The 26370-nt window shown below is 73.1% G+C and carries 26 protein-coding genes, 6 tRNA genes and 1 pseudogene; 22 read left to right on the forward strand and 11 right to left on the reverse strand.

The genetic code is table 11. The features are described 5' to 3' along the window. Window positions 1-94: 94 nt before the first annotated feature. The 3 genes from ACIQFU_RS20205 (at window position 95) to ACIQFU_RS20215 (ending at window position 2400) form a co-directional block, all read left to right on the forward strand. Window positions 95-1270, forward strand: a complete 1176-nt coding sequence (locus ACIQFU_RS20205; protein WP_402553192.1) for a glycerophosphodiester phosphodiesterase — start codon at window positions 95-97, stop codon at window positions 1268-1270. 74 nt (window positions 1271-1344) lie between these two features. Next, window positions 1345-1845 carry a sigma-70 family RNA polymerase sigma factor gene (locus ACIQFU_RS20210; protein ID WP_402553437.1) on the forward strand — a complete coding sequence of 167 codons (501 nt, stop codon included), beginning with the start codon at window positions 1345-1347 and terminating at the stop codon, window positions 1843-1845. Between the two features lie 57 nt (window positions 1846-1902). After that, entirely contained in the window at window positions 1903-2400 is a 498-nt protein-coding gene (locus ACIQFU_RS20215; protein WP_402553438.1) for a GNAT family N-acetyltransferase, read from the forward strand. Between the two features lie 31 nt (window positions 2401-2431). Here the strand turns inward: ACIQFU_RS20215 and ACIQFU_RS20220 are convergent, their stop codons facing one another. Together ACIQFU_RS20220 and ACIQFU_RS20225 are read right to left on the reverse strand one after the other, a co-directional pair. After that, the gene (locus ACIQFU_RS20220) at window positions 2432-2848 is read right to left on the reverse strand and encodes a hypothetical protein (protein WP_402553194.1); all 417 of its coding nucleotides are present in this window, start codon (window positions 2846-2848) and stop codon (window positions 2432-2434) included. Between the two features lies 1 nt (window position 2849). Beyond that, window positions 2850-3209 (reverse strand): hypothetical protein, encoded by a 360-nt coding sequence (locus ACIQFU_RS20225; RefSeq protein ID WP_402553195.1) that lies wholly within the window; start codon window positions 3207-3209, stop codon window positions 2850-2852. A 12-nt stretch (window positions 3210-3221) separates the two neighbouring features. Between ACIQFU_RS20225 and ACIQFU_RS20230 the strand changes: the two are divergent. The 9 genes and pseudogenes from ACIQFU_RS20230 to ACIQFU_RS20270 form a co-directional block, all read left to right on the forward strand. After that, window positions 3222-3741: pseudogene (locus tag ACIQFU_RS20230) on the forward strand (HAD-IA family hydrolase); the annotation flags it as partial. Between the two features lie 431 nt (window positions 3742-4172). Further along, entirely contained in the window at window positions 4173-5246 is a 1074-nt protein-coding gene (locus ACIQFU_RS20235; RefSeq protein ID WP_402553196.1) for a methionine ABC transporter ATP-binding protein, read from the forward strand. Further along, the gene (locus ACIQFU_RS20240) at window positions 5243-5980 is read left to right on the forward strand and encodes a methionine ABC transporter permease (RefSeq protein ID WP_402553198.1); all 738 of its coding nucleotides are present in this window, start codon (window positions 5243-5245) and stop codon (window positions 5978-5980) included. Before ACIQFU_RS20235 ends, ACIQFU_RS20240 begins: the two co-directional genes overlap by 4 nt. Window positions 5981-6048: 68 nt before the next feature. Beyond that, window positions 6049-6876: a MetQ/NlpA family ABC transporter substrate-binding protein gene (locus tag ACIQFU_RS20245; protein ID WP_402553199.1), complete on the forward strand. Its 828-nt coding sequence runs from the start codon at window positions 6049-6051 to the stop codon at window positions 6874-6876. Window positions 6877-7034: 158 nt separating this feature from the next. After that, window positions 7035-7673: a GNAT family N-acetyltransferase gene (locus ACIQFU_RS20250; protein WP_402553201.1), complete on the forward strand. Its 639-nt coding sequence runs from the start codon at window positions 7035-7037 to the stop codon at window positions 7671-7673. Window positions 7674-7788: 115 nt separating this feature from the next. After that, the gene (gene cbiE / locus ACIQFU_RS20255) at window positions 7789-9015 is read left to right on the forward strand and encodes a precorrin-6y C5,15-methyltransferase (decarboxylating) subunit CbiE (RefSeq protein WP_402553203.1); all 1227 of its coding nucleotides are present in this window, start codon (window positions 7789-7791) and stop codon (window positions 9013-9015) included. A 373-nt stretch (window positions 9016-9388) separates the two neighbouring features. Further along, entirely contained in the window at window positions 9389-13057 is a 3669-nt protein-coding gene (gene cobT, locus ACIQFU_RS20260; RefSeq protein ID WP_402553204.1) for a nicotinate-nucleotide--dimethylbenzimidazole phosphoribosyltransferase, read from the forward strand. Between the two features lie 190 nt (window positions 13058-13247). Next, a complete protein-coding gene (gene cobA / locus ACIQFU_RS20265; protein ID WP_402553205.1) occupies window positions 13248-14480 on the forward strand; it encodes a uroporphyrinogen-III C-methyltransferase in 1233 nt (410 codons plus the stop codon). A gap of 1 nt (window position 14481) precedes the next feature. Further along, complete coding sequence (locus tag ACIQFU_RS20270; protein ID WP_402553207.1) at window positions 14482-15300, forward strand: TrmH family RNA methyltransferase; 819 nt, start codon at window positions 14482-14484, stop codon at window positions 15298-15300. Window positions 15301-15352: 52 nt separating this feature from the next. On the opposite strand, the gene ACIQFU_RS20275 is transcribed toward ACIQFU_RS20270, so the two are convergent. Next, window positions 15353-16789, reverse strand: a complete 1437-nt coding sequence (locus ACIQFU_RS20275) for a protein kinase (RefSeq protein ID WP_402553440.1) — start codon at window positions 16787-16789, stop codon at window positions 15353-15355. A 589-nt stretch (window positions 16790-17378) separates the two neighbouring features. Between ACIQFU_RS20275 and ACIQFU_RS20280 the strand changes: the two genes are divergently transcribed. The 3 genes from ACIQFU_RS20280 to ACIQFU_RS20290 all read left to right on the forward strand — a co-directional run bounded on the left by ACIQFU_RS20280 (window position 17379) and on the right by ACIQFU_RS20290 (window position 19080). Further along, a complete protein-coding gene (locus ACIQFU_RS20280) occupies window positions 17379-17561 on the forward strand; it encodes a hypothetical protein (RefSeq protein WP_402553208.1) in 183 nt (60 codons plus the stop codon). Window positions 17562-17755: 194 nt separating this feature from the next. Next, window positions 17756-18691 carry a phosphotransferase gene (locus ACIQFU_RS20285; protein WP_402553210.1) on the forward strand — a complete coding sequence of 312 codons (936 nt, stop codon included), beginning with the start codon at window positions 17756-17758 and terminating at the stop codon, window positions 18689-18691. Window positions 18692-18792: 101 nt separating this feature from the next. After that, window positions 18793-19080 carry a zf-TFIIB domain-containing protein gene (locus ACIQFU_RS20290; protein WP_402553212.1) on the forward strand — a complete coding sequence of 96 codons (288 nt, stop codon included), beginning with the start codon at window positions 18793-18795 and terminating at the stop codon, window positions 19078-19080. A 129-nt stretch (window positions 19081-19209) separates the two neighbouring features. Here the strand turns inward: ACIQFU_RS20290 and ACIQFU_RS20295 are convergent. The 5 genes from ACIQFU_RS20295 to ACIQFU_RS20315 all read right to left on the reverse strand — a co-directional run bounded on the left by ACIQFU_RS20295 (window position 19210) and on the right by ACIQFU_RS20315 (window position 19678). Further along, a tRNA-Val gene (locus tag ACIQFU_RS20295) sits at window positions 19210-19281 on the reverse strand. A gap of 31 nt (window positions 19282-19312) precedes the next feature. Further along, a tRNA-Val gene (locus tag ACIQFU_RS20300) sits at window positions 19313-19384 on the reverse strand. A gap of 36 nt (window positions 19385-19420) precedes the next feature. Next, window positions 19421-19492, reverse strand: a tRNA-Val gene (locus ACIQFU_RS20305). 1 nt (window position 19493) lies between these two features. Next, a tRNA-Cys gene (locus ACIQFU_RS20310) sits at window positions 19494-19567 on the reverse strand. Between the two features lie 38 nt (window positions 19568-19605). Then, a tRNA-Gly gene (locus ACIQFU_RS20315) sits at window positions 19606-19678 on the reverse strand. Between the two features lie 177 nt (window positions 19679-19855). Here ACIQFU_RS20315 and ACIQFU_RS20320 point away from each other — a divergent pair. The 3 genes from ACIQFU_RS20320 to ACIQFU_RS20330 are packed head-to-tail and all read left to right on the forward strand — an operon-like array spanning window position 19856 to window position 22615. Beyond that, a complete protein-coding gene (locus ACIQFU_RS20320) occupies window positions 19856-20920 on the forward strand; it encodes a chorismate-binding protein (protein WP_402553213.1) in 1065 nt (354 codons plus the stop codon). Next, on the forward strand, window positions 20917-21738 hold the full coding sequence (locus ACIQFU_RS20325) for an aminotransferase class IV (RefSeq protein ID WP_402553215.1): 822 nt from the start codon (window positions 20917-20919) through the stop codon (window positions 21736-21738). The genes ACIQFU_RS20320 and ACIQFU_RS20325 overlap by 4 nt, the downstream gene beginning before the upstream one ends. 52 nt (window positions 21739-21790) lie before the next feature. Beyond that, window positions 21791-22615: a GNAT family N-acetyltransferase gene (locus ACIQFU_RS20330; RefSeq protein ID WP_402553217.1), complete on the forward strand. Its 825-nt coding sequence runs from the start codon at window positions 21791-21793 to the stop codon at window positions 22613-22615. Between the two features lie 36 nt (window positions 22616-22651). Here ACIQFU_RS20330 and ACIQFU_RS20335 read toward each other — a convergent pair whose 3' ends face one another. Continuing rightward, on the reverse strand, window positions 22652-23176 hold the full coding sequence (locus tag ACIQFU_RS20335) for a DsbA family protein (RefSeq protein ID WP_402553218.1): 525 nt from the start codon (window positions 23174-23176) through the stop codon (window positions 22652-22654). 191 nt (window positions 23177-23367) lie between these two features. Here ACIQFU_RS20335 and ACIQFU_RS20340 point away from each other — a divergent pair, with 191 nt between their 5' ends. Then, window positions 23368-23820 (forward strand): hypothetical protein, encoded by a 453-nt coding sequence (locus tag ACIQFU_RS20340; RefSeq protein ID WP_402553220.1) that lies wholly within the window; start codon window positions 23368-23370, stop codon window positions 23818-23820. 163 nt (window positions 23821-23983) lie between these two features. Next, a complete protein-coding gene (locus ACIQFU_RS20345; RefSeq protein ID WP_402553222.1) occupies window positions 23984-24163 on the forward strand; it encodes a hypothetical protein in 180 nt (59 codons plus the stop codon). Between the two features lie 106 nt (window positions 24164-24269). Here the strand turns inward: ACIQFU_RS20345 and ACIQFU_RS20350 are convergent, their stop codons facing one another. Both ACIQFU_RS20350 and ACIQFU_RS20355 read right to left on the reverse strand, forming a co-directional pair. Beyond that, on the reverse strand, window positions 24270-24830 hold the full coding sequence (locus tag ACIQFU_RS20350; RefSeq protein ID WP_402553224.1) for a CGNR zinc finger domain-containing protein: 561 nt from the start codon (window positions 24828-24830) through the stop codon (window positions 24270-24272). Window positions 24831-25131: 301 nt separating this feature from the next. Beyond that, window positions 25132-25545, reverse strand: coding sequence for an SsgA family sporulation/cell division regulator (locus ACIQFU_RS20355; protein ID WP_004002642.1), 414 nt, complete (start codon window positions 25543-25545; stop codon window positions 25132-25134). A gap of 191 nt (window positions 25546-25736) precedes the next feature. Between ACIQFU_RS20355 and ACIQFU_RS20360 the strand changes: the two genes are divergently transcribed. Both ACIQFU_RS20360 and ACIQFU_RS20365 read left to right on the forward strand, forming a co-directional pair. After that, window positions 25737-26189: a TIGR02611 family protein gene (locus ACIQFU_RS20360; RefSeq protein WP_402553225.1), complete on the forward strand. Its 453-nt coding sequence runs from the start codon at window positions 25737-25739 to the stop codon at window positions 26187-26189. Between the two features lie 78 nt (window positions 26190-26267). Further along, window positions 26268-26339: transfer RNA gene (locus tag ACIQFU_RS20365), tRNA-Val, on the forward strand. Window positions 26340-26370: the final 31 nt, after the last annotated feature.

The raw sequence follows: 26370 nt of genomic DNA on the forward strand, positions 1-26370 counted from the left end.
CCGCGCACCCGCGTGTTCCGGTCGCGGTCTCCCGCTCGTCATGTACGCGCCCCTACGATCGGCCCGCACGGGACGGTCGACGGCAGGAGGGTCCATGGGAACGCAGGAGTCGGACGAGCGGGCGGGCGGCGGCACCGGACGGCGGGCGCTGCTCGGGGCGGCGGTGCTCGGCGCGGGCGGGGCCGTACTGGGCCTGCCCGGCACGGCGGGAGCCGCCGGCGCCCGGCACGGCGGCGGACACGACGGGGTGAAGAGCCTGCCGGTCCCCACCGTCATCGGCCACCGCGGCGCCAGCGGCTACCGCCCCGAGCACACCTTCGGCTCCTACGAACTGGCCCTGGACCTCGGCGCCGACATCGTGGAGGCCGGTGACCTCGTCCCCACGAAGGACGGCCACCTCGTCTGCCGGCACGAGCCCGAGATCGGCGGCACCACGGACGTCGCCGACCACCCCGAGTTCGCCGGCCGCAAGCGCACCAAGCTGCTCGACGGCGTCTCCACCACCGGCTGGTTCACCGAGGACTTCACGCTCGCCGAGCTCAAGACGCTCCGCGCCACCGAGCGCATCCCCGCCAACCGGCCGCACAACACCCTCTACGACGGCCGCTGGGAGATCCCCACCTTCGAGGAGGTGCTCCGCTGGCAGGACGAGCAGAGCCGCAAACGCGGCAAGCAGGTGTGGATCTACCCCGAGCTCAAGCACCCCACCTACTTCCGCAAGCTGGGGCTGGGCACGGAGGAGCGCGTGGCGCGGCTGCTGCGCAAGTACCGCAAGGACCGGAAGAACTCGCCCGTCATCATCCAGTCCTTCGAGCCCACCGGCATCCAGCGGATGAGCAGGCTGGTCGACAACCCCCTGGCCGTCCTGCTGTCCGACGCGAACAGCCGGCCCTGGGACTTCGTCGAGACCGGCGACCCGCGCACCACCGCCGACCTCGTCACGCCCAAGGGCCTCAAGGAGATCGCCTCCTACGCGCAGGGCATCGGCCCCACCCTGGACCTGATCGTCCCGAAGGACTCCGCCGGCCGTCTCACCGAGCCGACGACGCTCGTCCGCGACGCACACCGTGCCGGTCTGATCCTGCACCCCTACACCATGCGCAACGAAAACCCCTTCCTGCCCGCAGAGTTCCGCAAGGGCGACGACCCCGACGCCTACGGCGACGTCTTCGGCGCGTTCCGGACCTACTTCGCCACGGGCATCGACGGCGTCTTCACGGACAACCCGGACACGGGCCTGCTGGCCCGCGAGGACTTCGTCAACAGCTGAGCGAACAAACCCGGTTGGGGTGAAGCTCCGCCGCCCGGGCAACCCGCGGCCCGGGCGGCCGCGTCGACGTGCATATGACGCCCGACCTGGTCACCACCCTGCGCCCTCTCCTCACCGCCGAGGCCTCGGCCGAGGCATATGCATCCGGAGCCGAGCCCGGCGACCTGGAACAGGCGGTCTGGCTGCGCCTGCTGGAACGCCTGGAGGCCGAGGGCCCGCCGCCCGACCCGCACCGCTGGCTGCGCAGCGCCGTGCGCACCGAGGCCCGCCGCACCCGCCGCACGACCCGGAACGAGCGGCCCTACGGAACCGAACCCGACGGTGTCGCCGAGTACGCGTACGAGCCCGAGCGGCTCGCGCTCACCGCGGCCCGGCACCGCGCCCTGCGTGAGGCCGTGCGCCGGCTGCCGGGCCGCTGCCCCCGGCTGCTGGAGGCCCTGTTGTCGCCCAAGGACCTCACATACCGGGAAATCGCGGGGGAGTTGGGTATCTCACAGGGCAGCCTTGGCCCGGAACGCTCCCGATGTCTGGGATGTCTGCGGCGATTGCTGACGCCGGAGGTTGCGGCGGGCTGAGGACGGGGATAGGAGTGGGGGACCACAGGTGATCAGGTGAGCGGGAGGCGTGCGCACATGGGCATGAGCGTGACCATCTCGGCGGCGACCGAACAGGATGCCGAGCAGATCTTCCGGCTGCAGTACCTCTGCTTCCAGAGCGAGGCGGCGCTGTACGCCAACTACCGCATCGACCCGCTCGTCCAGACCCTGGACTCCGTGCGCGAGGAGGTCGCCACCGACTGCGTTTTCGTCGCGCGGCTCGGCGACGAGGTCGTCGGTTCGGTACGGGGGCGGCTCACCGAGGACGGGGCGGCGTCCATCGGCAAGCTCTGCGTCCACCCCCGCCTCCAGGGGCACGGCATCGGGGCCCGGCTGCTGCGGGCCGCCGAGTCCACCCTGGGCGGAGAGCGCGGCGCCAAGCGCTTCCGGCTGCACACCGGGCACCGCAGCGAGAGCAACCTGCGGCTGTACCGCCGGGTCGGCTACGAGACGGTGGGGACAGCCGAGGGCACGGACGGCGTGCCCATGCTCGTCCTGGAGAAGCCGGCCGAGACGTACGCGACCACGGCCTGAATCCCGAACGCCGGGCGCCGGACCGGGACCGCTACGCGGTGCGGGCCCGGCGCAGCCAGTACAGGGCCGACAGCGGCAGCAGCACCGGAATGAAGAGGTACCCCATCCCGTAGTCCGACCACACGGTCGCGTCGGGGAAGGCGGACGGCTCCACCAGCGTCCAGGTGCCGACCGTCAGGACGCCCACCAGCTCGGCGGCGCAGCACACCAGCGCCGCCCTGCGGGCCGTCTCGCCGCCGCGCACCAGGGTGTAGGTGATGAAGCCGTAGACCACGCCCGCGACCGCCGACAACGAGTAGGCGAGCGGTGCCCGGTCGAACTCGGTCGCGATCTGGTACACGGACCGCGACAGCGCGCCGACGACCATCACGCCGTACAGCCACACCAGCAGGATGCCGGGCCCGCTGATCAGCCGCCGCCCGGTCTGCTTCTCCTGCGTGGCCACCATGTCAGCCTCCCCAGATGTCATACAGCCGCACTTCCAGGACGGCGAGGACGACACCGCCGGCGGCGACCGTCACCGAGCCCCAGCGGGTGCGCTCGGCCAGCGACATGAACCCCGCCGCCGGTACGCAGGCGAAGGCGCCCAGCAGATACGCCACGAAGATCGTCGTGCCCTGCTCCGGTTCCGCGCCCCGCGCCAGCCGCACGACGCCGATCACCAGCTGGATCAGCGCCAGTGCCGAGACCACGGCCATGCCGATGAAGTGCCAGTCCTTCGTCGGCTGGTCACGGTAGGCGGCCCAGCCGCACCAGGCGGCGAGCAGCAGCGCGGCGACGCCGGTCACCAGCGTCAGGACGTCAAGCATGGCAGCGAGCCTATTACGGCCGAAAAGGACCGCGGCCCCCGGCCCCGCAGGGTCGGGAGCACCCTGGAGTCCGTGCGCCGCCGCCGGACGCGCCGGCCGTCCAGTACGGGATCACCGCTGAGCAGTTCGGGCGGGTGGAACCGCACGGGCAGCCGGCGGCCGGCCTGCTGCCCGCCGAAGCCGTGACACGCATCGAGCGCCTGGAGGTCGAGGACCCGCCGAACGGGGGCGTGCACCTGCCGTCCGGCGCCCTGGACTTCCTCGACGCGCTCTCCGCCGCCGACGTCGCCCGCGGCAAGTCCGACCCCGGCCCCTGCCTCCTCGGCGTCCGCGCCCTGGGTGCGACCCGGCCGAGCGCACCGCCTTCGAGGACACTCCCGCCGGGCTCCGGGCCGGCCGCGCCGCCGGCATGCGGACCGTGGCGTTGGCCACAACCCACCGGGCCCGTGAACCCGACGCCGGCCTGGTGGTCGACGACCTCTCGGCCTTGTCGGCACTGGTCACCGGGGCCGGAATCGGGATCCCCGTCCGAGGCCGGGCAGCGCGCCCGCGGCCGCCCGCCGTCCACGGCTGTCCAGTATCCGGACAGCGGGTCTCCGGACAGGGGCATACGTCTGCTTTACTGATCCGCATGAGCACCACGAGCGACCGCACCCCTGCGACCGAGGCGACCACGACGCCCGGTGCTCGTTGTATGTGCCGCCGAATGTGCGCCTTCTAGAGGGCCCCCGCACCACCTGAGCCTCGCGCCCCGAAGCGAGCGCCCGCTCATGTCCGCCCGCGCCCGGCGCGCACGCGGCCGAGCCACGCCCCGCGCACACGTTTCTCCCCGGCCCCACCGCCATGGCACACCGCCACCGCGAGAACCGTGCCGCGTTCCGAAGGACCCGAGAACCCGAAGAACAACGCCCCGTGCCCGGCGCACACCACCGCGCCGCGCACTCGACAGTGACGGAAACCCACGTGATCACCACATCGGGCCTCACCAAGGTCTATCGTTCACGCGGCCGTGAGGTCACCGCCCTGGACGGCGTCGACCTGCACGTCCGCGAGGGCGAGGTGTACGGCGTCATCGGACAGTCCGGCGCCGGCAAGTCCTCGCTCATCCGCTGCGTCAACCTCCTGGAGCGTCCCACCGCCGGCACGGTCACCGTCGCCGGCCAGGACCTCACCGCGCTGGCCGGCCGCGGCCCCCGCGCCGGCAGGGAACTGCGGCAGGCGCGCAGCCGTATCGGCATGGTCTTCCAGCACTTCAACCTGCTCTCCTCGCGGACCGTCCAGGACAACGTCGAACTGCCGCTGGAGATCCTCGGCAGGTCCGGGAAGGATCGTTCCCGCAAGGCGCTGGAGCTGCTCGACCTCGTCGGACTCGCCGACAAGGCCAAGGCCTACCCCGCTCAGCTCTCCGGCGGCCAGAAGCAGCGCGTCGGCATCGCCCGCGCCCTGGCCGGCGACCCCAAGGTCCTGCTCTCCGACGAGGCCACCAGCGCCCTCGACCCGGAGACCACCCGCTCCATCCTGCAGCTGCTGCGCGACCTCAACCGGCAGCTCGGGCTGACCGTCCTGCTCATCACCCACGAGATGGACGTCGTCAAGAGCATCTGCGACTCGGCCGCCCTCATGGACCGGGGCCGCATCGTCGAGTCCGGCACGGTCGGCGAACTCCTCGCCACTCCGGGCTCCGAACTGGCCGCCGCGCTCTTCCCGGTCGGCGGCGAGGCCTCCGGGGACGACCGCACCGTCCTCGACGTCACCTTCCACGGCGAGGCCGCCACCCAACCCGTCATCTCCCAGCTCTCGCGCACCTACAACATCGACATATCGATCCTCGGTGCCGCCATCGACACCGTCGGCGGCCTCCAGGTCGGCCGGATGCGCATCGAACTGCCCGGCCGCTACGAGGACAACGTCGTGCCCGTCGGCTTCCTGCGCGAACAGGGCCTGCAGATCGACGTGGTGAACGAGGTCCCGGACACGCCGGACGTGCCGGCCGGCTCGGCCGCGTCGGCTTCGCTGGTGAAGGAAGGTGCCAAGTGACCTGGTCGCAGATGCAGCCGCTGCTGGAGCAGGCCTCCTGGGAGACCCTGATCATGGTCGGCTGGTCCACCCTGATCGCCGTCGTCCTCGGGCTCCCGATCGGCGTGCTCCTCGTCCTCACCGACCGCGGCGGCCAGGTGCAGAACCTCCTGGTCAACAAGGTCATCGGGCAGATCGTGAACATCGGCCGCTCGATGCCGTTCATCATCCTCATGGTCGCGCTGATGAGCTTCACGCGCTGGGTGACCGGCACCACCATCGGCAGCGAGGCCGCGATCGTGCCGCTCGCCATCGGCGGCATCCCGTTCTTCGCACGGCTCGTCGAGACCGCCGTGCGCGAGGTCGACGGAGGGCTCGTCGAGGCCGTCCAGTCCATGGGCGGCAACACCTGGACCGTGGTGCGCAAGGTCCTGGTCCCCGAGGCGCTGCCCTCCCTGATCGCCTCCACCACCACCACGGTCATCGCCCTCATCGGCTACTCCGCCATGGCCGGCACCGTCGGCGGCGGCGGCCTCGGCGACCTCGCCGTCCGCTACGGCTACCAGCGCTTCGAACCCGGCTTCATGTGGATCACCGTCGCGCTCCTGGCCGTCGCCATCTCGATCATCCAGTTCGCCGGCGACTTCTCGGCCCGCACCCTGCACCGCCGCGGCGGCCGCGGCGGAGCCGCCCCCAGGCTCCGGCTGCTCAAGGCCAAGGAGCCCGCCGCGGCCGACGTGAGCAAGGTCGCCTGACCGCACTCCTCCAGAAACTCCCCGCCCCACCGGGACGGGGCCGCACCACCTCAGGAAAGGCACTTTTCGTGCGTAACACCGCCAAGATCACCACCGCCGTCCTCGCCGCCGGAGCCCTCACCCTCGGCCTGTCCGCCTGCGGCTCCGACAAGGACTCCGCCTCCGACACCTCCGGCCCGCTGGTCGTCGCCGCGAGCCCCACCCCGCACGCCGAGATCCTCAACTACGTCAAGGACAACCTGGCGAAGGACGCGGACCTCGACCTCGAGGTCAAGGAGTTCACCGACTACGTCACGCCGAACACGGCGACGGAGGACGGCTCCGTGGGGGCCAACTACTTCCAGACCCAGCCCTACCTCGACGACTTCAACAAGAAGAACGGCACCCACGTCGTGTCCGTCGTCGACGTGCACCTGGAGCCCCTCGGCCTCTACTCGCACAAGGTGAAGAAGGCCGACGACCTGAAGAGCGGTGCGACCGTCGCCGTCCCCAACGACACGGTCAACGAGGGCCGCGCGCTGCAGCTGCTCGCCGCCAACGGGATCATCACCCTCAAGGACGGCGTCGGCACCGCGGCGACCCCCGCCGACATCACCAAGAACCCGAAGAACCTCGAGTTCAAGGAGCTGGAGGCGGCCCAGACCCCCCGCTCCCTGGACGACGTGGACGCCGCGGTCGTCAACGGCAACTACGCGATCGAGGCCGACCTGAAGCCCGCGAAGGACGCCCTCGTCCTGGAGAGCGCCAAGGACAACCCGAACAGCAACCTCCTCGCCGTCAAGGAGGGCCACGAGGACGACCCGCGCGTCAAGAAGCTCGCGAAGCTCCTCAACTCGCCCGAGGTGAAGAAGTTCATCGAGGACAAGTACGCCGGCGCGGTCCTGCCCTCGTTCTGAGCCCCGTCCGGGCCCGCGTCCCGGGCCCCACACCGCGTCACCCACCGGGCCCGCTCCGTGCTCACGGGGCGGACCCGGTGGTGTGGTTGAGTGCTTTCATGCTGCATGCTGGGCAGTTCGAGCAGGCCCTGACGGTCACACAGGTTACGGAGCGGCGCATGACGAGCACCTTCCCCAACATCTCCATCAGCACGGAGCGGTTGGTGCTGCGCCCCCTCGACGAGGACGACGTCCCGGCGCTGGCCGCGATGATGAACGACGAGCAGGTCGCCGCCTGGACCCACGTCCCCCAGCCCTTCACCGAGGCCGACGCCGCCGCCTGGATCGGCGACCACGCCCCCGCCGAACGCGTCGCGGGCCGGGGGCTCGACCTCGCCGTCACCGAGTTCCTCACCCAGCGACTGGTCGGCGTCATCCGGCTGACCAAGACCAACTGGCACGTACGGGCCACCGAACTCTCCTACATAGTCGCCCCCTGGGCCCGGGGTGAGGGGTACGCCTCCGAGGCCGCGCTGGCCACCGCCCAGTGGCTCTTCGGCGACCAGAAGTTCGAACGCGTCGAGCTGCGCACCGCGGCCGACAACACCGCCTCCCAGCAGGTCGCCCAGAAGATCGGCTGCATCAGCGAGGGCGTCCTGCGCGGCGCCTGCATGGCGCGCGCACGCACCGAGGACGGTGTCTGGACGGACGTGCGCACTGACTTCATCGTGTGGAGCCTGCTGCCGGAGGACCTGGAGGGCAGCACCGGACAGTTGACCGACTCCGACGGTTTCACCACCTTCACGGACTGGAACTGATACACGGGGGCCACCTGCGCCACCACCCGAGCCCAGGCCGCACCAGGTACCCTCTCGGGGCGCGCCCGCGAGGTTCCGCGACCACGACCTGCGAAAACCCTGGAGACTGACGACGATGGCCGACCGGGTCACGGTGATCGGCTGGGACGGTTCGCCGCTGACCGCCGCGGCACGCTCCGCACTGGGCGCCGCCACCCTGGTGGCCGGCGCCGCACACCACCTGGCGCTTCCCGAGGTGCCGCCCACCGCCGAACGCATCCGCCTCGGCAGCGTCGCCCTCGCCGCCCGCCGCCTCGCCGCCCACCGCGGCACGACGGTCGTACTGGCCGACGGCGACCCCGGCTTCTTCGGCGTCGTACGCACCCTGCGGGCGCCCGAGTTCGGCCTGGAGGTGGAGGTGGTCCCCGCCGTCTCCTCCGTGGCCGCCGCCTTCGCCCGCGCCGGAATGCCCTGGGACGACGCCCATGTGGTCGTCGCCCACCCCCGCACCCTGCGACGCGCGGTGAACGTGTGCCGGGCCCACACCAAGGTCGCGGTCCTCACCTCACCGGGCGCCGGACCGGCCGAACTGGGCCTGCTGATGGAGGGCGTCCACCGCACCTTCGTCATCTGCGAGGAACTCGGCACCACCCGCGAACGGGTCACCGTCGTCACCTCCGACAAGGCCGCCGACCACACCTGGCGCGATCCGAACGTCGTCATCGTGGCCGGCGGGAGCACCGGTCAGGCCGCCGCGGGCGACGGCGCCGGGTGGATCGCCGGCCGCGATCCCGCCACCGGACCGCGCGGCTGGTCCCTGCCCGCCACGGTGTACGGCGGTGACCTGGGCGAGGGGGAGGCCGATCTGCTCCGCACGGCCCAACTCGCCCGGCTCGGGCCGCGACTCGGCGACCTCGTGTGGGACATCGGCTGCGGCAGCGGCGCCTTCGCCACCGAGGCCGCCCGGGCCGGCGCCGCCGTCATCGCCGTCGACCGGGACCGGGACGCCTGCGCCCGCGCCGAGGCCACCGCACGGAACTTCGGCGTCCAGCTCCAGACCGTGCACGGCGACGCCCCGCACATCCTGGAGAACCTTCCCGAACCGGACGTCGTCCGGGTCGGCTGCGGGGGAGCGGCCGTGGTCTCCGCGGTCGCCGACCGTCGTCCGCAGCGCATCGTCGCGCACGCCGCCACCCGTGACGCGGCCGAACTCGTCGGCAGGGACCTGACGGAGCACGGCTACCGCGTCGAGTGCGCCCTGCTGCAGTCCGTCGGACTCGACACCCGGGCCTGGACGGAGACGGAGCGGAGCGTCGCGTTCCTGCTCAGCGGAGAGATCGTGCGGCGCGAAGCACCCCGTTGAGGACCGACGACGACCGCGCCCCGTGATCGGTTGTTCATACCGCGCGGGGTAGGCTGGCGGATTGTTGTACCGCGTGCGGACACCCGGCAGTTCGTCGGGCGATGTCCGTAAAAACCCGTACCTTCGGGGGCGGATGTGGTACGGCAGAACCGGAGGACGCGCAACGTGGCGCAGTCCACAGCGGGCCGTCGCGGATCAAGCTGTCGTGGCGGGGGAACGACCGCGACAATGCCACTGAATGGCTTTGTCGTCTTTTCCTGCGGGTCGTTCGTGCCGCTGGGCACGCACGCTCGTTCTTCACTACGGGGCGGTCGGTGCGCCGTCCCGGGCGAGCTGGTCGTAGAAGCACTAACCGATGGGCGAGGGGTTACGCATGACCGACACCGGCCAGATCCCGGGCGAGGGGCTGCCGGAGAACGCAGGCATGGTGGAGCAGCCGGGCGTCCCCGCACCCGGCGCGTACACCTACCTCTCCGAGGCCACCGCCGAGGACGAGGACCTGTTGTTGCTGCCGGGAGCCCAGAGTGCCTGGGGCAACGAGGTCGCGCCGCCGGCGCCGGAGCCGGTCGTCGAGACCGTGCACCAGCCGGGACCGCACGAGATGTCCGGCCGTGACAGCGGCTCGGTCGACCTCGGCGGCGTCCGCCTGCCCGATCCGGCGCAGGACACCTTGTCCGCCCCGGTCCCGCAGCGCAGACCCCTCCACCTCGGTCCGCCGATCCCGGACACCTCCGCGAGTCCGGTCCGTTCTCTCGCCGACCGCGGACCCGCCGACGCGCCGGTACGGCATCCCGGCCCGTCGGCCGGGGGGCCCGAGTACCTCGACGTTCCGCAGGCCGCCGTGGCGTCCCCGCAGGCGGCGGTGCCCTGGGGGGCACAGCAGACGGCACAGCAGACGGCGCCGCAGACGGCACCGCAGACCCAGGAGGCGCCGGTGAACGCCGGGGCGGGGCATGCGGAAACGGTTGTTCCGGTACCGGGTCAGGCACCCGAGCCGGTGGGCGCGGCGCAGGCCCTCGTCACCCGCGTCGCGACGGAGGCCGTGGCGGCGACGGGCGCGGCGGCCGCGGGTGCCGGGGAGCCCGGCGAACCGCGTCAGGAGGCCGTGCCGGAGGCCGCGCAGGCCGTGCAGGGCTCGCCCGACGCGCAGGACGGTCCGGCAGAGCAGGACGGCCCGGCCGAGCACGCCGCGCAGGAAGACGCTGCCGTACCGGCCACCCCGAGCGCCGCCCCGGAGCAGTCCGCCGCCCCCGTGCGGGAAGCCGAGGCGGTCACCCGGGAGCCCGTGAGCGAGCCCGCCACGGAGGCTGCGGAGGCTCAGGACATCCCGGAGGACCAGGAGATCCCCGCGGCCCCTGAGGGCCCGGAGACTCCTGAGCAGTCGGTGCCGCAGGAGGCATCGGCCCAAGTTCCTCGGGGCCCTGAAGAGCCTCGGGTGGCCGACGCCACGGAGGCTCCTGCACCGCAGGAAGCCGCACCCTCCGCTCCATCCGGGCCGGAGACAGCCGATGCCCAGGCGCCGGACGTGCCCGTGGCCGTCGCGGCGCCCGAAGCGACCGCACCCGAGCCGTCTCCGGTGCCGGAGGTCCATGAGGTCCCGGAGCAGGCCGCGCCCGTCCTGGAGGCGTCCGCCCAGCCGCAGCCGGTGGCGCAGCCCGCCCCGGAGACCCCCGCAACGCAGCCCGCCCAGGGCCCCCAGGCCCTCGTGGACGCCGGCGTACCGCAGGAGCACGAGCAGGAGCAGTCGCAGCCCCAGGAGCAGACCGTGGCCGAGGGCACCCACGAGCCGGCCGGGACCGACGCGGCCGTCACCGGCACCACCGCGCAGGAGCCGGAGCCCGCGCCGGAGCCGCAGCCCGTACAGGCCCAGGACCCCGTCGTCCCGGAGGCGCACCCCGAGCAGCCCGTGGGCCGGTTCGTGCCCGTCGACGGCGGTCAGGTGCCCACGACCCCGCATCTCGCGCCCACGCCGCCCGAGGCGGTGCTGGTCCCGCCGGAGGCCCCGGCGCCGGAGCAGGCCCCCGCTGAGCCGTTCGCCGCAGCGCCGTTCATGGCGGAAACCGCGGCCGCGGTACCGGCGCCGCGCGAGTCCGACCCCGAACTCCTCCAGAGCGCCGACGACCTGGACACCCGCGGCGCCGGCCAGGACGACCACGCGGCCGAAGCGACGGATACGGTGCCGGCACCCGAGTCGGCCCACGTGGAGCCCGCGCCCCAGGACGTCGCCGGAGCACAGGAAGCCCTCGCTCCGCAAGAAGCTCCGCACGAGTCGGACACGGCCGCGGTCGGGGAGGCACCGCGGCCCGCCGGCCCGGCGGCCCCCGCCTACGACGACGCCGAGCGCGAGGCCGTACTGAAGGTCATGCGCGAGCGCCGCGACATCCGCAACGGCTTCCGCAGCGACCCCATCCCGCACGAGGTGCTGCTCCGCGTCCTGGAGGCAGCGCACACCGCGCCCTCCGTCGGCCACTCCCAGCCCTGGGACTTCGTGGTCATCCGCAGCGCCGACACCCGCCGCGCCGTGCACGAACTGGCGATGCGCCAGCGCGACGCGTACGCGAAGTCGCTGCCCAAGGGCCGGGCCAAGCAGTTCAAGGAACTGAAGATCGAGGCCATCCTCGACACCCCGGTCAACATCGTCGTCACCGCCGACCCGACCCGCGGCGGCCGGCACACCCTCGGCCGCCACACGCAGCCGCAGATGGCGCCGTACTCCTCCGCGCTCGCCGTCGAGAACCTCTGGCTCGCCGCCCGCGCCGAAGGCCTCGGCGTCGGCTGGGTCAGCTTCTTCGACGAGCGAGAGATGGTCCGCGCCCTCGGCCTGCCCGAACACCTGGACGTCGTCGCCTACCTGTGCGTCGGATACGTCGACGAGTTCCCGGACGAGCCCGAGCTGATGCAGGCAGGCTGGTCCAAGCGCCGCCCGCTGTCCTGGGTGGTCCACGAGGAGACGTACGGCCGTCGTGCCCTGCCCGGCGAGGCGCCGCACGACCTGCTCGCCGAGACCGTCGCGCAGATCCGCCCGCTGGACGCCAAGGCGCTCGGCGAGGCCTGGGAGCGGCAGAAGCGGATGACCAAGCCGGCCGGCGCGCTCGGCATGCTGGAGATCATCTCCGCGCAGCTGTCCGGACTGTCCCGGCAGTGCCCGCCGCCCATCCCCGAGCCCGCGGCCGTCGCGGTCTTCGCCGGCGACCACGGGGTGCACGCCCAGGGCGTCACCCCCTGGCCGCAGGAGGTCACCGCCCAGATGGTGGCCAACTTCCTGGGCGGAGGAGCCGTCTGCAACGCCTTCGCCACCCAGGTCGGCGCCGAGGTGTGCGTCGTGGACGTCGGTGTGGCCACCGACCTGCCCGCCACGCCGGGCCTGCTGCCGCGCAAGGTACGCGCGGGCACCTCCGACATGACCACCGGCGCCGCGATGACCCGCGAGGAGGCCAAGCAGGCCATCGAGGTCGGCATCGAGACCGCCCGCGACCTGGTGGCGGCCGGCAACAAGGCGCTGCTCACGGGCGAGATGGGCATCGCGAACACCACCGCGTCCGCCGCGCTCATCTCCGTGTTCACCGGCGCCGACCCGGCCGAGGTCACCGGCCGCGGCACCGGCATCAACGACGAGACGCTGGCCCGCAAGACCGAGGTCGTCCGCCGCGCCCTCGAACTCCACCAGCCGGACCCGGCCGACCCGATCGGCGTGCTCGCGGCCATCGGCGGCTTCGAGCACGCGGCCATGGTCGGCCTGCTGCTCGGCGGCGCCTCCCTGCGCACCCCGGTGATCCTGGACGGCGTCAGCGCAGGCGCCGCCGCCCTGGTGGCCCGCGCGATCGCCCCCGAGGTGCTCGCGGCCTGCATCTCGGGTCACCGCAGCGCCGAGCCCGGCCACGTCGCCGCGCTCAACAAGCTGGGCCTGCGACCGCTGGTCGACCTCGACCTGCGCCTGGGCGAGGGCACCGGCGCGCTGCTCGCGCTCCCGATGGTGCAGAGCACCGCGCGGGCCATGCACGAGGTGGCGACGTTCGACTCGGCGGGCGTCACCGAGAAGTAGCGGTCGCACGACGCGGGGTCCGGGACCACGGTGCCGGGCCCCGCGGAGGCTCTCCCGGGCCGTACCCCGCCCGCCGGCCGTCCAGCCACCGGACCAGCGGTCCACCCACCGGACCACCCGAGCCCCCACCGGCCACCCCGCCGTAAAATCCGCACGTCAGCGCCACCGCCGCCAGAGGAGCCGTCCCCGCATGGCCGAACACCCCGCCTACCCCGTAGGCCTCCGCCTCACCGGCCGTCGCGTGGTCGTCCTCGGCGGCGGGCAGGTCGCCCAGCGCCGCCTGCCCGCCCTCATCGCGGCCGGCGCCGACATCCGCCTCGTCTCCCCGGACGCGACCCCGTCCGTCGAGGCCATGGCGGACACGGGCGAGATCGCCTGGGAGAAGCGCCCCTACGCGGAGGGCGACCTCGCGGACGCCTGGTACGCCCTGATCGCCACCGGCGACACCGAGGCCAACAACGCCGCCTCCGCCGAGGCCGAGCGGCACCGCGTGTGGTGCGTCCGCTCCGACGACGCCGACCGCGCCACGGCCTGGACCCCGGCGACCGGACACAGCGAGGGCGTCACCGTCGCCGTGCTCACCACCGACGCGCGCCACCGCGACCCCCGCCACACCGCCGCCATTCGCGACGCGGTGGTGGAGGGCCTGCGCGACGGCACCCTCGTCGCCCCGCACCAGCGCACCCGTACCGCCGGCGTCGCCCTGGTCGGCGGCGGACCCGGCGACCCCGACCTGATCACCGTCCGCGGCCGCCGCCTGCTCGCCGAGGCCGACGTCGTCATCGCCGATCGGCTCGGCCCCCGCGACCTGCTCGCCGAACTGCCGCCGCACGTCGAGGTCATCGACGCGGCCAAGATCCCGTACGGCCGTTACATGGCCCAGGAGGCCATCAACAACGCGCTGATCGAGCACGCCAAGCAGGGCAAGTCGGTCGTACGGCTCAAGGGCGGCGACCCGTTCGTCTTCGGCCGGGGCATGGAGGAGGCGCAGGCGCTGGCCGAGGCGGGCATCGCCTGCACCGTCGTCCCCGGCATCTCCAGCACGATCTCGGTCCCCGGCGCGGCCGGCATCCCGGTCACCCACCGGGGCGTCGCCCACGAGTTCACCGTGGTCAGCGGGCACGTCGCTCCCGACGACGAGCGCTCCCTGGTCGACTGGCCGTCCCTCGCGAAGCTGACCGGCACGCTGGTGATCCTCATGGGCGTCGACAAGATCGGCAGGATCGCCGAGACCCTCGTCGCCCACGGCAAGTCCCCCGACACCCCGGTCGCCCTCGTCCAGGAGGGCACCACGGCCGCCCAGCGCCGCGTGGACGCGACCCTCGCCACCGTCGCCGAGGTGGTCGTCGCCGAGGAGGTCAGGCCGCCCGCCGTCATCGTTGTCGGCGAGGTCGTCGCCGTCGGTCCGCACGGGACGGCCTGACGTGGCCGAGCTCATCACGATCGACGACCCCGACGACCCGCGCCTGCACGACTACACCGGCCTGACCGACGTCGAGCTGCGCCGCCGCCGCGAACCCGCCGAGGGCCTCTTCATCGCCGAGGGCGAGAAGGTCATCCGCCGGGCGGGCGAGGCCGGTTACGCGATGCGCTCGATGCTGCTGTCGGCCAAGTGGGTCGACACCATGCGCGACGTCATCGACGAGGCACCGGCCCCCGTGTACGTCGTCGACCCGGCGCTCGCCGAACGGGTCACCGGCTACCACGTGCACCGCGGCGCGCTCGCCTCGATGCAGCGCAAGCCGCTGCCCACCGCGGCCGGCCTCCTGACGACCGCCCGCCGCGTCGTCGTCATGGAATCCGTCAACGACCACACCAACATCGGGGCGATCTTCCGCTCCGCCGCCGCCCTCGGCATGGACGCGGTCCTGCTCTCCCCGGACTGCGCCGACCCCCTCTACCGGCGCAGCGTCAAGGTCTCGATGGGCGCGGTCTTCTCCGTGCCGTACGCCCGCCTCGACGTCTGGCCGGCCGGTCTGGCGACGGTCCGCGAGGCGGGCTTCCCGCTGCTCGCCCTCACCCCCGACGAGCGGGCCGAGCCCCTCGACGCGGTCGCCCCGCACCGCATGGACCGGGTGGCGCTCATGCTGGGCGCCGAGGGCAGCGGCCTGTCCCGGCGGGCCCTGGCGGGGGCCGACACCCGGGTCCGCATCCCGATGTCCCACGGCGTCGACTCCCTGAACGTGGGCGCGGCGGCCGCGGTCGCCTTCTACGCGGTGACGGCGGGACGCCCGTCGGCGTAGGGCCGGCCCGGCGGTCCGTGCCGCGAACGCCGCACCCGGCGGGGCGCGGCTCTCAGCGCCGGGGCGCCCGCTGCCCCGGGAGGTCGCCGGGCGGGTCCACCCGCTCCTGCTGCGCCGCCGCCCGCACGCCGCCCCGGTCGTCGCCGAGCCCGCGCGAGGGTCCCTGACAGCCTTGTGCGGCGGCGATGCCCAGCGCGACCAGCAGCGTCACCACCACGAACACGAACAGACGCTGCCGCAGCAGCCGGGGATTGGCGGGGCGCCGCCAGCCGGTCCCCGTCGTCCTCGGGGCCGTACGGCCGGCGCCGCTGCGGGGCGCGGGACGACCACCGTCGTTGCGGGAGGCCTTCCGTCCGGTCGTGTCGCGGGAGGACGGCGTGGGCCTGGCCCCGGACCGCGCCCCCGTACCGCCGCTCCGCGACGGCGTACCACCGCGCGAGGGCCCTCCGCCGCGCGAGCCGCCCCGCGACGGGACGGAACCGGAACCGCGGGACGCGGGACCCCGCGATCCCGACGTGCCGCGCGGCGCCGGAGTGCCCTGCGCACCCGCCCGGCCCTGGGGACGACGCTGGGCACGCTCCGGGTAGGTGTCGGCAAGCCGGCCCGTGGCCACGTCCGCCTCACCACTGCGCGGCGCGGGCGGCCGGACGTCGGCCATGCCCTGGGCCTCCCGGGCGGCGATCTCCTTGAGCCGCAGCGACAGTTGAAGGGTGCTGGGGCGTTCCTCGGGATCCTTGGCCAGGCACGCCCGCACCAGCGGCGCGAGCGCGTCCGGGACGCCGTGCAGCTGGGCCTCCTCGTGCACCACCCGGTACAGCATCACCTCGGAACTGCCGTGCCCGAAGGGCGAGTCGCCCATCGACGCGTACGCCAGCGTCGCACCGAGCGAGAACACGTCCGTCGCCGGCGTGACCGCCGCCCCGCGCACCTGCTCCGGCGCGAGGAACCCGGGGGAGCCGACCGCGGTGCCGACGTGCGTGAGGGTGGAGGCGCCGGTGGCCCAGGCGATGCCGAAGTCGATGATCCGCGGTCCCTTCGGGGACAGCAGGATGTTGGACGGCTTCAGGTCGCGGTGCACCACCCCGGCCTCGTGCACGGCGACCAGGCCCTCGGACAGTGCGGCGCCCACGGCCGCGACGTCGGCGGCGACGAGCGGACCCCCGTCGACGACCTTGTCGTGCAGGGAGGGGCCGGGTACGTACTGAGTGGCGAACCAGGGACGGTCCGCCTCCAGGTCCGCGGCGACCAGCCGGGCGGTACAGCCGCCCCGGATGCGCCGGGCCGCCGAGACCTCGCGGGCGAACCGCGACCGGAACTCCTGGTCCTCGGCCAGATCCGGCCGGATGACCTTCAGCGCGACCCGCTGCCCCTTCTTGTCGGAGCCCAGGTAGACCACGCCCATCCCACCCGCGCCGAGCCGCCTGTGAAGCCTGAACGAGCCGACGACGCGCGGGTCCTCGCGCCTCAGGCGCATCATCGCCATGTTCATCCCCGCTGCCCGGTCCCTGTGACGTGCCACAGCTTACGTTTCCACGGCCGCCCGCGCGCAGAGGCCGCGCCCTCTCGGGACAACGGATTGTCAGTGCCCCGCGCGACAGTTGAGGCGCGGTCAGCGATCGCACGGACGGACCGGCCACCCACCGACCATGATCCCAACCCGCCGCCGGGGCCGGGGGATTGGGCCGGGCGTGGACGACCGGGTGGGGAGGGCCGGGGAGGGCGGGCAGCGGCCGCGCGGCAGCGGTCCGGTGGTGCGCGGGGTGGGGTCCGAGCCGGGGACGGAGGCGGGTGGGAGGGCGGCTGAAGTGAGGGAAGTCACCGGACAGTCCGGAGATACCCGGACACGGTGGGCACCCCTTCCGGGAAGACCCCGAGACCCGGGAACCGGTCTCCACCCAGGGGAGTAGTCCACCGGTTGTGGCTCATCCTCCGGGAGGCCCGGCAATCGGTACGAGGGCATGACGTCGGGCGACCGCCCGACGCATAGATTTGAGGTCAAGCGGCGGGTGCAGCACTCGTCCCCCGAGGTCAGACACCCGCCGCTGCAACGAGACAACGAAACGGTCAGGAGAGGGACCATGGCCCAGACGGTGCCGCGGACGCTGGTCCGCACACGGGAAGACCGCCGTCAAGGCCGTCGCCACCCCGCGGTGGCGACGCTCATGGCCCTGCCCCTGGCGGTCCTGCTCCTCCTCGTCTTCGACGGGTGGGAGACAGTGGCCACACAGGCGTCGTCCGTGGGTGTGGTGCTGGGGCGCTGAGCGGCGACCCCAGGCCCGGAAGAGCGGTCCGGGCGGGGACATCCATCCATGAAACCCCGTGGGGACGGGGGTGCGGCGGACGGCAAAATGCCGGCGCAGCTGGGGAGCTGCGCCGGCATTGCTCTGCCCTCCCACCGGGCGTGCCCCGGGACCGCACCCACCTCGGCGCCCCGCGCCTGCGTACCCTCACCCAGGTGACCACGGACGCCCTCGCCCTTCTCCCCGCCCTCGAGGCCCGCGTCAGGGAAACGGCCCACGCCCGCACCCCGGCCTGTCCCTGCGGCGCCGCCACCCTCGCCGACCGCCCCGACGCCACCGTCGTCCGGCACGCCGGCACCGTGGCCAAGGCCCACGCCGCGGACGCCGACCCCGCAGAGCTGTCCCTCCGTGTCACCGCGGCGGCCCGCCTCCCCGGCGTGCTCCTGCCCCCGCTCGCCCCGGCCCCCGTCCTCCTGCACGGACGACTGGTCACGTACTGGCCCTACGGCACACCCGTGGACCCCGAGGATCCGGACGCCGCGCCGTGGGAGGCCGCGGCCACCCTCCTCGCCCGCCTGCACCGCACCACGGCCCCCGCCGCCGTACCGCCCATGCGCGGCCCGGCGAAGGCGGCCCTCGCCGTCGCCCGCCTCCGGGAGACCGCGCTCCACCACCCCGCCACCGCGCCCGTACTGGCGGCCTGGTCCGGGCTCCCCGCCTGGGCGCGCGGCGCGGCCGCCATGCCGGACACCACCAGCCTCTGCCACGGCGACCTCCACCTCGGCCAGCTCGTACGCCATCCCGCCCCCGACGGCCCCTGGCTGCTGATCGACGTCGACGACCTCGGCACCGGCGTCCCGGCCTGGGACCTCGCCCGCCCGGCGGCCTGGTACGCCTGCGGGCTGCTTCCGCCCGAGGAGTGGCACCGCTTCCTGACCGCCTACCGCGCCTCCGGCGGACCCGCCGTACCCGCCGACGGCGACCCCTGGCCCGTCCTGGACGTCCCCGCCCGCGCGCTCACCGCGCAGACCGCGGCCCGGGCCGTCACCAAGGCGGTTCTGGCGGACCGGCCGCTGGACGAGGTCGAGTGCTCCCTCGTCGACGCCTGTGCCCGCATGGCGTCCGTCCGGCCCGACGTCCCACGGGGTTGAGCCGAAGTTCCGCCCAGTAGGGTGCAACCGACCCGCGGCGGGACAGAGTCTGTCCTGGCGATATGTGAAGCAGGACCGACCGGCGAGGAGTTGAGCCGAGCATGCAGTGCCCCAAGTGCCACGCACCGATGCACACCTACAACCGCAACGGCGTTCAGATCGAGCAGTGCAGCGGCTGCCGCGGCATCTTCCTCGACTACGGCGAGCTGGAGTCGCTGACCCGCCTGGAGGCCCAGTGGTCCCAGCCCGCTCCGCCGGCCCCGCCCGCCGCACCGCAGGCCTACCCGGCGGCCCAGGCACCGGTGTGGGGCGCCCCGCACGGCGGCCACCACGGCCACTACGGCCACCACCGTCAGAAGGGCTTCGGACGCATGCTCTTCTCCAGCTGAGCAACCGATCCAGCTGATCGGCCCAGTACGGGCCCGTGCGGACGGGCCCGCACCGGGACCACCGCCGGGGCGAGTCCGCACACGACGAAGCCCCCGGCCGTTCGAGACGGCCGGGGGCTTCGTTCCGTGTGGACGATACTGGGATTGAACCAGTGACCTCTTCCGTGTCAGGGAAGCGCTCTCCCGCTGAGCTAATCGTCCTGGGAGTGCTGCGGTGGAGCAGAATACCGCGTGCGCGATACTGGGATTGAACCAGTGACCTCTTCCGTGTCAGGGAAGCGCTCTCCCGCTGAGCTAATCGCGCGGGGATCCGTACGGATCGGTGATCCTGGCGGATCAGTGGACGATACTGGGATTGAACCAGTGACCTCTTCCGTGTCAGGGAAGCGCTCTCCCGCTGAGCTAATCGTCCTTGGAGGTGGAGACGGGATTTGAACCCGTGTAGACGGCTTTGCAGGCCGTTGCCTCGCCTCTCGGCCACTCCACCAGGAGCGTAGGAGGCCCGGGAGGCCCCCTGTTCCTGCGAGCGGACGACGAGGCTCGAACTCGCGACCTCAACCTTGGCAAGGTTGCGCTCTACCAACTGAGCTACGTCCGCCTGTCGGTTCGTTCCGCTTGCGCGGCCCGGCGACGTGATGAACTCTAGCGGATTCCGGGGCCAGCACAAAAACGCGTTTGTGCAGCGTGCTGCGGTGCGTCCGCTCGCGGACCTGGTCAGGGCACCCGGAAGGACACGTTCGGGTCACTTGGGGGCCACCGGCCTAAACTCGGGAGCGTGCCCGACCTCCCTCCGCTCGCCCGCTTCGGCGACCGTCTCGCCACCGGCCTCCTCGACGTCACGAGCGATCCCGCCGCCCTCGAATCCGAGGGGTTCTGGGCCGTCTGCGCGGACTTCGAAGGCCGCCTGACCTGCGCCCGCTTCGCCGACGTACGGACCGAGGCGGTGCCCGCGCCGGTCCCGGGCGCATGGCGGGGCCCCGCCGTCGGCGACTGGACGTCGTCCCTCGACCGCGCCGCGTACACGGCGGGCGTACGGCGCATCCGCGAGCACATAGCCGCCGGCGAGGTCTACCAGGCCAACCTCTGCCGGGTGCTGACCGCGCCGGTCGGGCCGGGCGCCGACGTGGACGCGCTCACCGCCCTGCTGGCCCGCGGCAACCCGGCGCCGTACGCCGGGACGATCCGGCTGCCGGGGCACGGCGTCGAGATCGCCACCGCGTCGCCCGAGCTGTTCCTGCGCCGGGACGGCCGGACCGTCGAGTCCGGGCCGATCAAGGGCACCGGGCGGACCGAGGCCGACCTGCTGGAGAAGGACCACGCCGAGAACGTGATGATCGTGGACCTGGTCCGCAACGACCTGGGGCGGGTCTGCGCGACGGGCACGGTCTCGGTGCCCGACCTGTGCGTCGTGGAGAAGCACCCCGGCCTCGTCCACCTGGTGTCCACGGTGCGCGGTGAGCTGCGCGCGGGCACCGGCTGGCCGGAGCTCCTCGGCGCCGCCTTCCCGCCCGGGTCCGTCACCGGCGCGCCCAAGTCGAGCGCCCTGCGGATCATCGGCGCGCTGGAGACCGCGCCCCGGGGCCCGTACTGCGGGGGCATCGGCTGGGTCGACGCCGACCGGGGCACCGGCGAGCTGGCGGTCGGCATCCGCACCTTCTGGATCGACCGGGCCGGCGACCGGGCGGTGGCGCGGCTGCGCTTCGGCACCGGCGCCGGCATCACCTGGGGATCCGACCCGGACGGCGAGTGGCGGGAGACCGAACTGAAGGCGTCCCGGCTGCTCGCGGTAGCGTCGGGGGCGTACGAGGCGAACGTGAGTGGAGAGGCGCTGGCGACGTGAAGATCTGGCTCGACGGCGGATTGCAGGACACCGAGGCCGCCCGCGTCTCCGTGTTCGACCACGGGCTGACCGTGGGGGACGGCATCTTCGAGACGGTGAAGGCGGTGGACGGCAGGCCGTTCGCGCTGACCCGGCACCTGGAGCGGCTGACCCGGTCGGCCCGGGGCCTCGGCCTGCCCGACCCGGACCTCGACGAGGTGCGCCGCGCCTGCGCAGCCGTCGTCGAGGCCAACCCGATGGCCCTCGGCAGGCTGCGCATCACCTACACCGGCGGCCACGGCCCCCTCGGCTCGGACCGCGGCGAGCACGGCACGACCCTCGTCGTAGCCCTCGGCGAGACCGCCCGCCGCCCCGACTCGACCGCCGTGATCACCGTGCCCTGGACCCGCAACGAACGCGGGGCGCTCACCGGCCTGAAGACCACCTCGTACGCCGAGAACGTCGTCGCCCTCGCCCGCGCCCGCGAACGGGGCGCCACCGAGGCGCTGTTCGGCAACACGGTGGGACAGCTGTGCGAGGGCACCGGGTCGAACGTCTTCGTCGTCCTCGACGGCGAGATCCACACCCCGCCGGTCGCCTCCGGCTGCCTCGCCGGGATCACCCGCGCCCTGGCGGTCGAGTGGACCGGGGCCCGCGAGACCGACCTTCCGCTGGACGTGCTGGACCGCGCCGACGAGGTGTTCCTGACCTCCACACTGCGGGACGTACAGGCCGTGCGCCGCGTCGACGACCGCGAACTGCCGGGCGCACCGGGGCCGGTGACCGCCAAGGCCATGCGCGTCTTCGAGGAGCGGTCCGGGGACGACCTGGACCCGTAGAGCCGCTGAAATTCGGCTGCCGTTCCCGTCCGCGGTGGGTAGAACTGCCGTGATGACAACGACTCTGCGGCCGACCGAGCCGCTCCAGCGCGCCGCCGACGGGACCCGTTCGCGCCATTACCAGGTGTGTGTGAACAGCCGTCCCGTCGGCGTGCTGCACCTCGGCACCTCACGCGACCTCGGCGACTCGGTGGCCGTGATCCACAAGCTGCGCGTCGACGGGCCGGACCGCCGGCGCGGCCGGGGCACGGTGGCCGCGCTCGCCGCGGAGGAGGTGGCACGCGGCTGGGGCTGCCGGCTGATGGAGGCGAGCGTCGCCGGTGACGCCGAGGGGGGCACGCGGCTCGCCGAAGGGCTCGGCTACGCCCTGCGGAACCGCACCATGACCAAGCCGCTCGGCGACACCCCGCCGGCCCTGCCCGGGGGCAGCCGGGCCCGGCCCATGACACCGGAGGACTTCGCCGCCTGGCAGGCCTACGAAACGGAGCAGTACGCCCGGACCTGGATCGAGCGGGGCCTGCCCGAGGCCGACGCGCGTGCCAAGGCCCGCCGCGATCACGAAGTGCTGCTGCCCCGAGCGGAGGCCACCGAGAACATGCTGTTCAGCGTGTTGGAGCACGAGGGCGAGCGGGTCGGGACCCTGTGGCTTGCGCTGCGGGAGGACCGGGCCTTCGTCTTCGACGTCGAGGCGGAAGCGGCCCACCGGGGCCGGGGACACGGCCGCACCCTGATGCTGCTGGCCGAGGCCCAGGCGATCGCCGCCGGCCGCCCGCTGATAGGCCTCAACGTCTTCGCCGGGAACACCGCCGCCGAGCGGCTCTACGAGTCGCTCGGCTACACGACCACCCGGTACAGCTACTGCAAGTCGCTGCTGTGACGGCGGGCGGCCGGATCCGGCCGCCCGCTCCCGTCCTCAGCCCGGCTGCTCGGCGAGCAGCCGGTCGGCGATCTCCTCGACGCGCTCGCGCAGCCCTTCCTGGCTCTTGCCGCCGTCGAGGCGCTCGCCGCCGATCACGTACGTGGGGGTGCCGGTCACGCCGATCGCCTTGCCCTCGGCCTGGTCGGCGTCGACGATCAGGATGTGCCGGCCGTCGACGAGCGCCGTGTCGAACTCCTCCGCGTCGAGTCCCAGCCCCCGGGCCACCTCGACCAGCAGGGGTTCTCCCCTGCGGTCCAGCTCCCCGACCCGGTCCAGGACGGCTTCGGCGTACGGCCACCCCATGCCCTGGACGACGGCCTCCTCGGCGGCCTGCGCGGCGGCGAAGGCGTGCTTGTGCTTCTCCAGCGGGAAGTGCCGCAGCCGCACCTCCAGACGGTCGCCGTAGCGGGCGCGCAGGGCACGGAGGTCGGCCAGGGCGGTGTGGCAGTCCGGGCACTGCAGCTCGCACCAGACGTCGAGGACGGGTGCGCCGGGACGGGCGGGGGAGGAGTCGCTCATGCCCCCCATCCTTCCAGCCCGCGGCGCGCCGCCCCAACCGGCGTCGTACGTCGCCCGCCGGCACCTGCGGAGGAGCCGACCCGGAGATCTCCCTGATCTCGGGCCTCCGGCATGGCCTCTGGGCGGGCGGACGGTGCAGGATGGAAGGGACGAGCCAGTCATGCCCGACCGAGCCCAGCCTGGAGGACCGGATGATTGCCGAGACAGTCTGCTCCGCGGTGTCCGCGGCCGGCCTGGGCATCGCGGCGGTCACCGCGTACCGCAGGCGGTTCCTCACCGCCGCACGCATCGCCGCCTACTCGCTGGTCCCGATCGGCCTGGTGATGACCGGAGTCGTCGAGTGGCTGGCCGACACGGCCTTCAGCCCGGTGGCCTGGGCGGGCTTCGGAGTGCTGGGCGTGGCCTGGGTGCTCTTCATGACCACACGTGCCGTGGAGCGCCGTCGCGGCGGCACCCGCAAGGAGCGCAAGGAGGCCCGGGCCGCCGCCCGGCGCGACGCGGTGGCACCGGGAGCCTCCGCGCCGTCCCTCGGGTCGGGCGCCCGGCCAGCCGCCGAGCCCGCGTCCCGGCCTGCGAAGGCGTCCCGGGGCGGTGACGACGACTTCAGCGACATCGAGGCCATCCTCAAGAAGCACGGGATATGACGCCCGGCGCCCGGGGCTGATGCGGCACAGCGGTCCGAGGCCGACAGCGCGCGCTCCGGAATGATCACGATCCGACCGGACATTGCGACATTCAACGAACACCCGGTCTTTACGGGCGTGGTGATCGCGAAGACCTCACCTGCTGCGTCATCATCGCGGCGAGATGCCGGACCCCCCTCAGCTGGACTCCCAGCTGGACACGAGACAGAGCGAAACCGCGCGGACGAAGGACGAACCACGCGGCTGCCTCTTCGCCCTTTCCCAGCCACCGCTCATGATCTTCCTTGCGGTGATCGGGTGTCTGCTGCTCATGGCTTCGTTGCACGATCTGCTGTTGCTGTGAGCCGTACCCGCGCTCCCCGGCGCCACCCGCCGGGGGCCGCGTCGCCGTTCCAGCGTCCGCGGCCACTCGCGGCCACTCGCGGCCACTGAGGGCCCGAAGGGTGGCGTCAGCCCGCAGCCTCCTTGCGCCGGGCCCGGTAGGCGGCCACGTGCAAGCGGTTTCCGCAGGTGCGGCTGTCGCAGTAGCGCCGCGAGCGGTTGCGGGACAGGTCGACGAAGGCGCGCCGGCAGTCGGGGGCCTCGCAGCGTCGCAGCCGCTCCTGCTCCCCGGCGACCACGAAGAACGCCAGCGCCATCCCGCAGTCCGCGGTCAGGTGGTCCGCGACGGAGGCGCCGGGCGCGAAGTAGTGGATGTGCCAGTCGTAGCCGTCGTGGTCGGTGAGCCGGGGCGTGGTGCCGGCGGCCGCGACCAGGTCGTTGATCAGTCCCGCCGCGGTGCGGGCGTCGGGGGCGGCGAAGACCGCCGCGAAGCGTCCGCGGATCCTGCGCACTGCCGAGAGGTCGAGTTCCGAGAGCACCCCGACGTCGCTGATGTCGTGCGTTCCCACGAATTCCTGGAGGGCCGCGACGTCCGGCAGCCCGTCCGGAGCCGATTCGTCCTCCGGCACGGTGTTCACCAGATCCACCACGGTGTCGAGCGCGCACCGGGTGTCGTGGGTGATCAGCACGTTTCGCTCCCTGGCCTGGGGGTCGGGCGGGCGCCCGCCGATGGTGGCCGATGGTAGTGGCTGGCGCGGCGGGCGAAGCGGTCGCGATCCGGTCCCGGCCATGCCCTGCCCTGCCCTGCCCTGCCCTGCCCTGCCCGTTCAACGCAGGCCGGTCCGCCTTCGTTCCCGGCGCCGCGCACGCAGCGGCGCCGCCCCCGCGGAGATCCGCGGCGACGACGCCGTGTGTGCCGTATGCGGTTGTCCGGGCCCGTGCCGTCACCCCGAGTCGACGGCGACGGGCGGCTTCACGCGGGGCCCCGCCCTAGCTTTCCGCCAGGATGTGCGAGAGCTCCTGATCGAGGTCGAAGTGCCGGTGTTCCGTGCCGGGGGGCACGGCGGCGTCTGTGCGCTTCAGGAAGGACTCCAGGGCCCGCGCCGGGGCCTCGAGCAGTGCCTCGCCCTCCGGGGAGCTGAGAGCGATGCACACGACGCCCTGGCCGTGACTGCGCGACGGCCAGACGCGGACGTCGCCGGTCCCGGTGGGACGGTGGAGACCTTCGGCGAGGAGGTCGCGGGCGAACACCCACTCGACGGTCTCCTCGGCTCCGGTGTGGAAGGTGGCGTGCACGGCGTAGGGGTCGGCCGTGTCGTACCGCAGGCCTGCGGGGACAGGCAGGGAGGACTCGCTCGACACAACGAGGCGCAGGTGCAGCTCGCAGCTGACCGTGGTGTTCATAAGCGCCAGGGCCTTTCGCTCAGTGTGCGCTCGGGGATTCGCACGTCGGCGAAATCGACATGCCACCTACGGTGCCGTTGTAAACCCCTCTGAGTGTTTTGCGTGCGTTTACGTAACTCTTCCGGCCGAGAGATCGTTCGGGTCGTACGCCCATTCCGGTGACAGGTTTCGCTCCGGTAGTGTTTGGCCGTATGAACACGGGGAGTAACAAGTCCGGCGAGGCGGCCGTGGCGGAAGACCGTTCGGGGACGGAGGACGCCGCGGCCGGGCCGGCGCTCGGTTCGCGGGCGCCGGAATTCGTCAAGGCGCGCCGTGCGCTGCACCTGAGCTGGCAGGTCGGGGTCTTCGTCGTCGGCCTCGCGGTCGTGGTGGCCGGCATCATCATGCTGCCGCTCCCCGGACCGGGCTGGGTCGTGATCTTCGGCGGCATGGCGATCTGGGCGACCGAGTTCGTCTGGGCCCAGCTGGTGCTGCGCTGGACCAAGCGCAAGGTCACCGAGGCGGCGCAGCGTGCCCTCGATCCGAAGGTCCGGCGCCGGAACATCGTCCTGACCTCGATCGGTGTCGTGATCATCGGCGTGCTGGCCGGGATCTACCTGTGGAAGTTCGGCCTCGAGATGCCCTGGAAGATCAAGGACCAGTGATCGTCCGCGAGGGGGCGCCGCCGGCCGCCCCGCTGGTCACGGGCGCCTCTGACATGGGGTAATGTTCTTCCTGCGTCCGGGCGATTAGCTCAGTGGGAGAGCGCTTCGTTCACACCGAAGAGGTCACTGGTTCGAACCCAGTATCGCCCACCGGATCATCAAGGCGGCCCCGCTCACCATC

The organism is Streptomyces sp. NPDC093065 (genome assembly GCF_044754585.1).
Taxonomy (GTDB): Bacteria; Actinomycetota; Actinomycetes; order Streptomycetales; family Streptomycetaceae; genus Streptomyces.

Excerpts from the sequence above, each read along its gene's own strand:
- ACIQFU_RS20290 (WP_402553212.1), top strand. The coding sequence starts at position 18,793 with ATGCAGTGCCCCAAGTGCCACGCACCGATGCACACCTACAACCGCAAC.
- ACIQFU_RS20360 (WP_402553225.1), top strand. The coding sequence starts at position 25,737 with ATGAACACGGGGAGTAACAAGTCCGGCGAGGCGGCCGTGGCGGAAGAC.
- ACIQFU_RS20225 (WP_402553195.1), bottom strand. The coding sequence starts at position 3,209 with ATGCTTGACGTCCTGACGCTGGTGACCGGCGTCGCCGCGCTGCTGCTC.
- ACIQFU_RS20210 (WP_402553437.1), top strand. The coding sequence starts at position 1,345 with ATGACGCCCGACCTGGTCACCACCCTGCGCCCTCTCCTCACCGCCGAG.
- ACIQFU_RS20280 (WP_402553208.1), top strand. The coding sequence starts at position 17,379 with ATGGCCCAGACGGTGCCGCGGACGCTGGTCCGCACACGGGAAGACCGC.
- ACIQFU_RS20220 (WP_402553194.1), bottom strand. The coding sequence starts at position 2,848 with ATGGTGGCCACGCAGGAGAAGCAGACCGGGCGGCGGCTGATCAGCGGG.
- cobA (WP_402553205.1), top strand. The coding sequence starts at position 13,248 with ATGGCCGAACACCCCGCCTACCCCGTAGGCCTCCGCCTCACCGGCCGT.
- ACIQFU_RS20215 (WP_402553438.1), top strand. The coding sequence starts at position 1,903 with ATGGGCATGAGCGTGACCATCTCGGCGGCGACCGAACAGGATGCCGAG.
- ACIQFU_RS20335 (WP_402553218.1), bottom strand. The coding sequence starts at position 23,176 with ATGAGCGACTCCTCCCCCGCCCGTCCCGGCGCACCCGTCCTCGACGTC.
- ACIQFU_RS20205 (WP_402553192.1), top strand. The coding sequence starts at position 95 with ATGGGAACGCAGGAGTCGGACGAGCGGGCGGGCGGCGGCACCGGACGG.
- ACIQFU_RS20345 (WP_402553222.1), top strand. The coding sequence starts at position 23,984 with ATGCCGGACCCCCCTCAGCTGGACTCCCAGCTGGACACGAGACAGAGC.
- ACIQFU_RS20250 (WP_402553201.1), top strand. The coding sequence starts at position 7,035 with ATGACGAGCACCTTCCCCAACATCTCCATCAGCACGGAGCGGTTGGTG.
- ACIQFU_RS20340 (WP_402553220.1), top strand. The coding sequence starts at position 23,368 with ATGATTGCCGAGACAGTCTGCTCCGCGGTGTCCGCGGCCGGCCTGGGC.
- cbiE (WP_402553203.1), top strand. The coding sequence starts at position 7,789 with ATGGCCGACCGGGTCACGGTGATCGGCTGGGACGGTTCGCCGCTGACC.
- ACIQFU_RS20275 (WP_402553440.1), bottom strand. The coding sequence starts at position 16,789 with ATGAACATGGCGATGATGCGCCTGAGGCGCGAGGACCCGCGCGTCGTC.
- ACIQFU_RS20355 (WP_004002642.1), bottom strand. The coding sequence starts at position 25,545 with ATGAACACCACGGTCAGCTGCGAGCTGCACCTGCGCCTCGTTGTGTCG.
- ACIQFU_RS20330 (WP_402553217.1), top strand. The coding sequence starts at position 21,791 with ATGACAACGACTCTGCGGCCGACCGAGCCGCTCCAGCGCGCCGCCGAC.
- cobT (WP_402553204.1), top strand. The coding sequence starts at position 9,389 with ATGACCGACACCGGCCAGATCCCGGGCGAGGGGCTGCCGGAGAACGCA.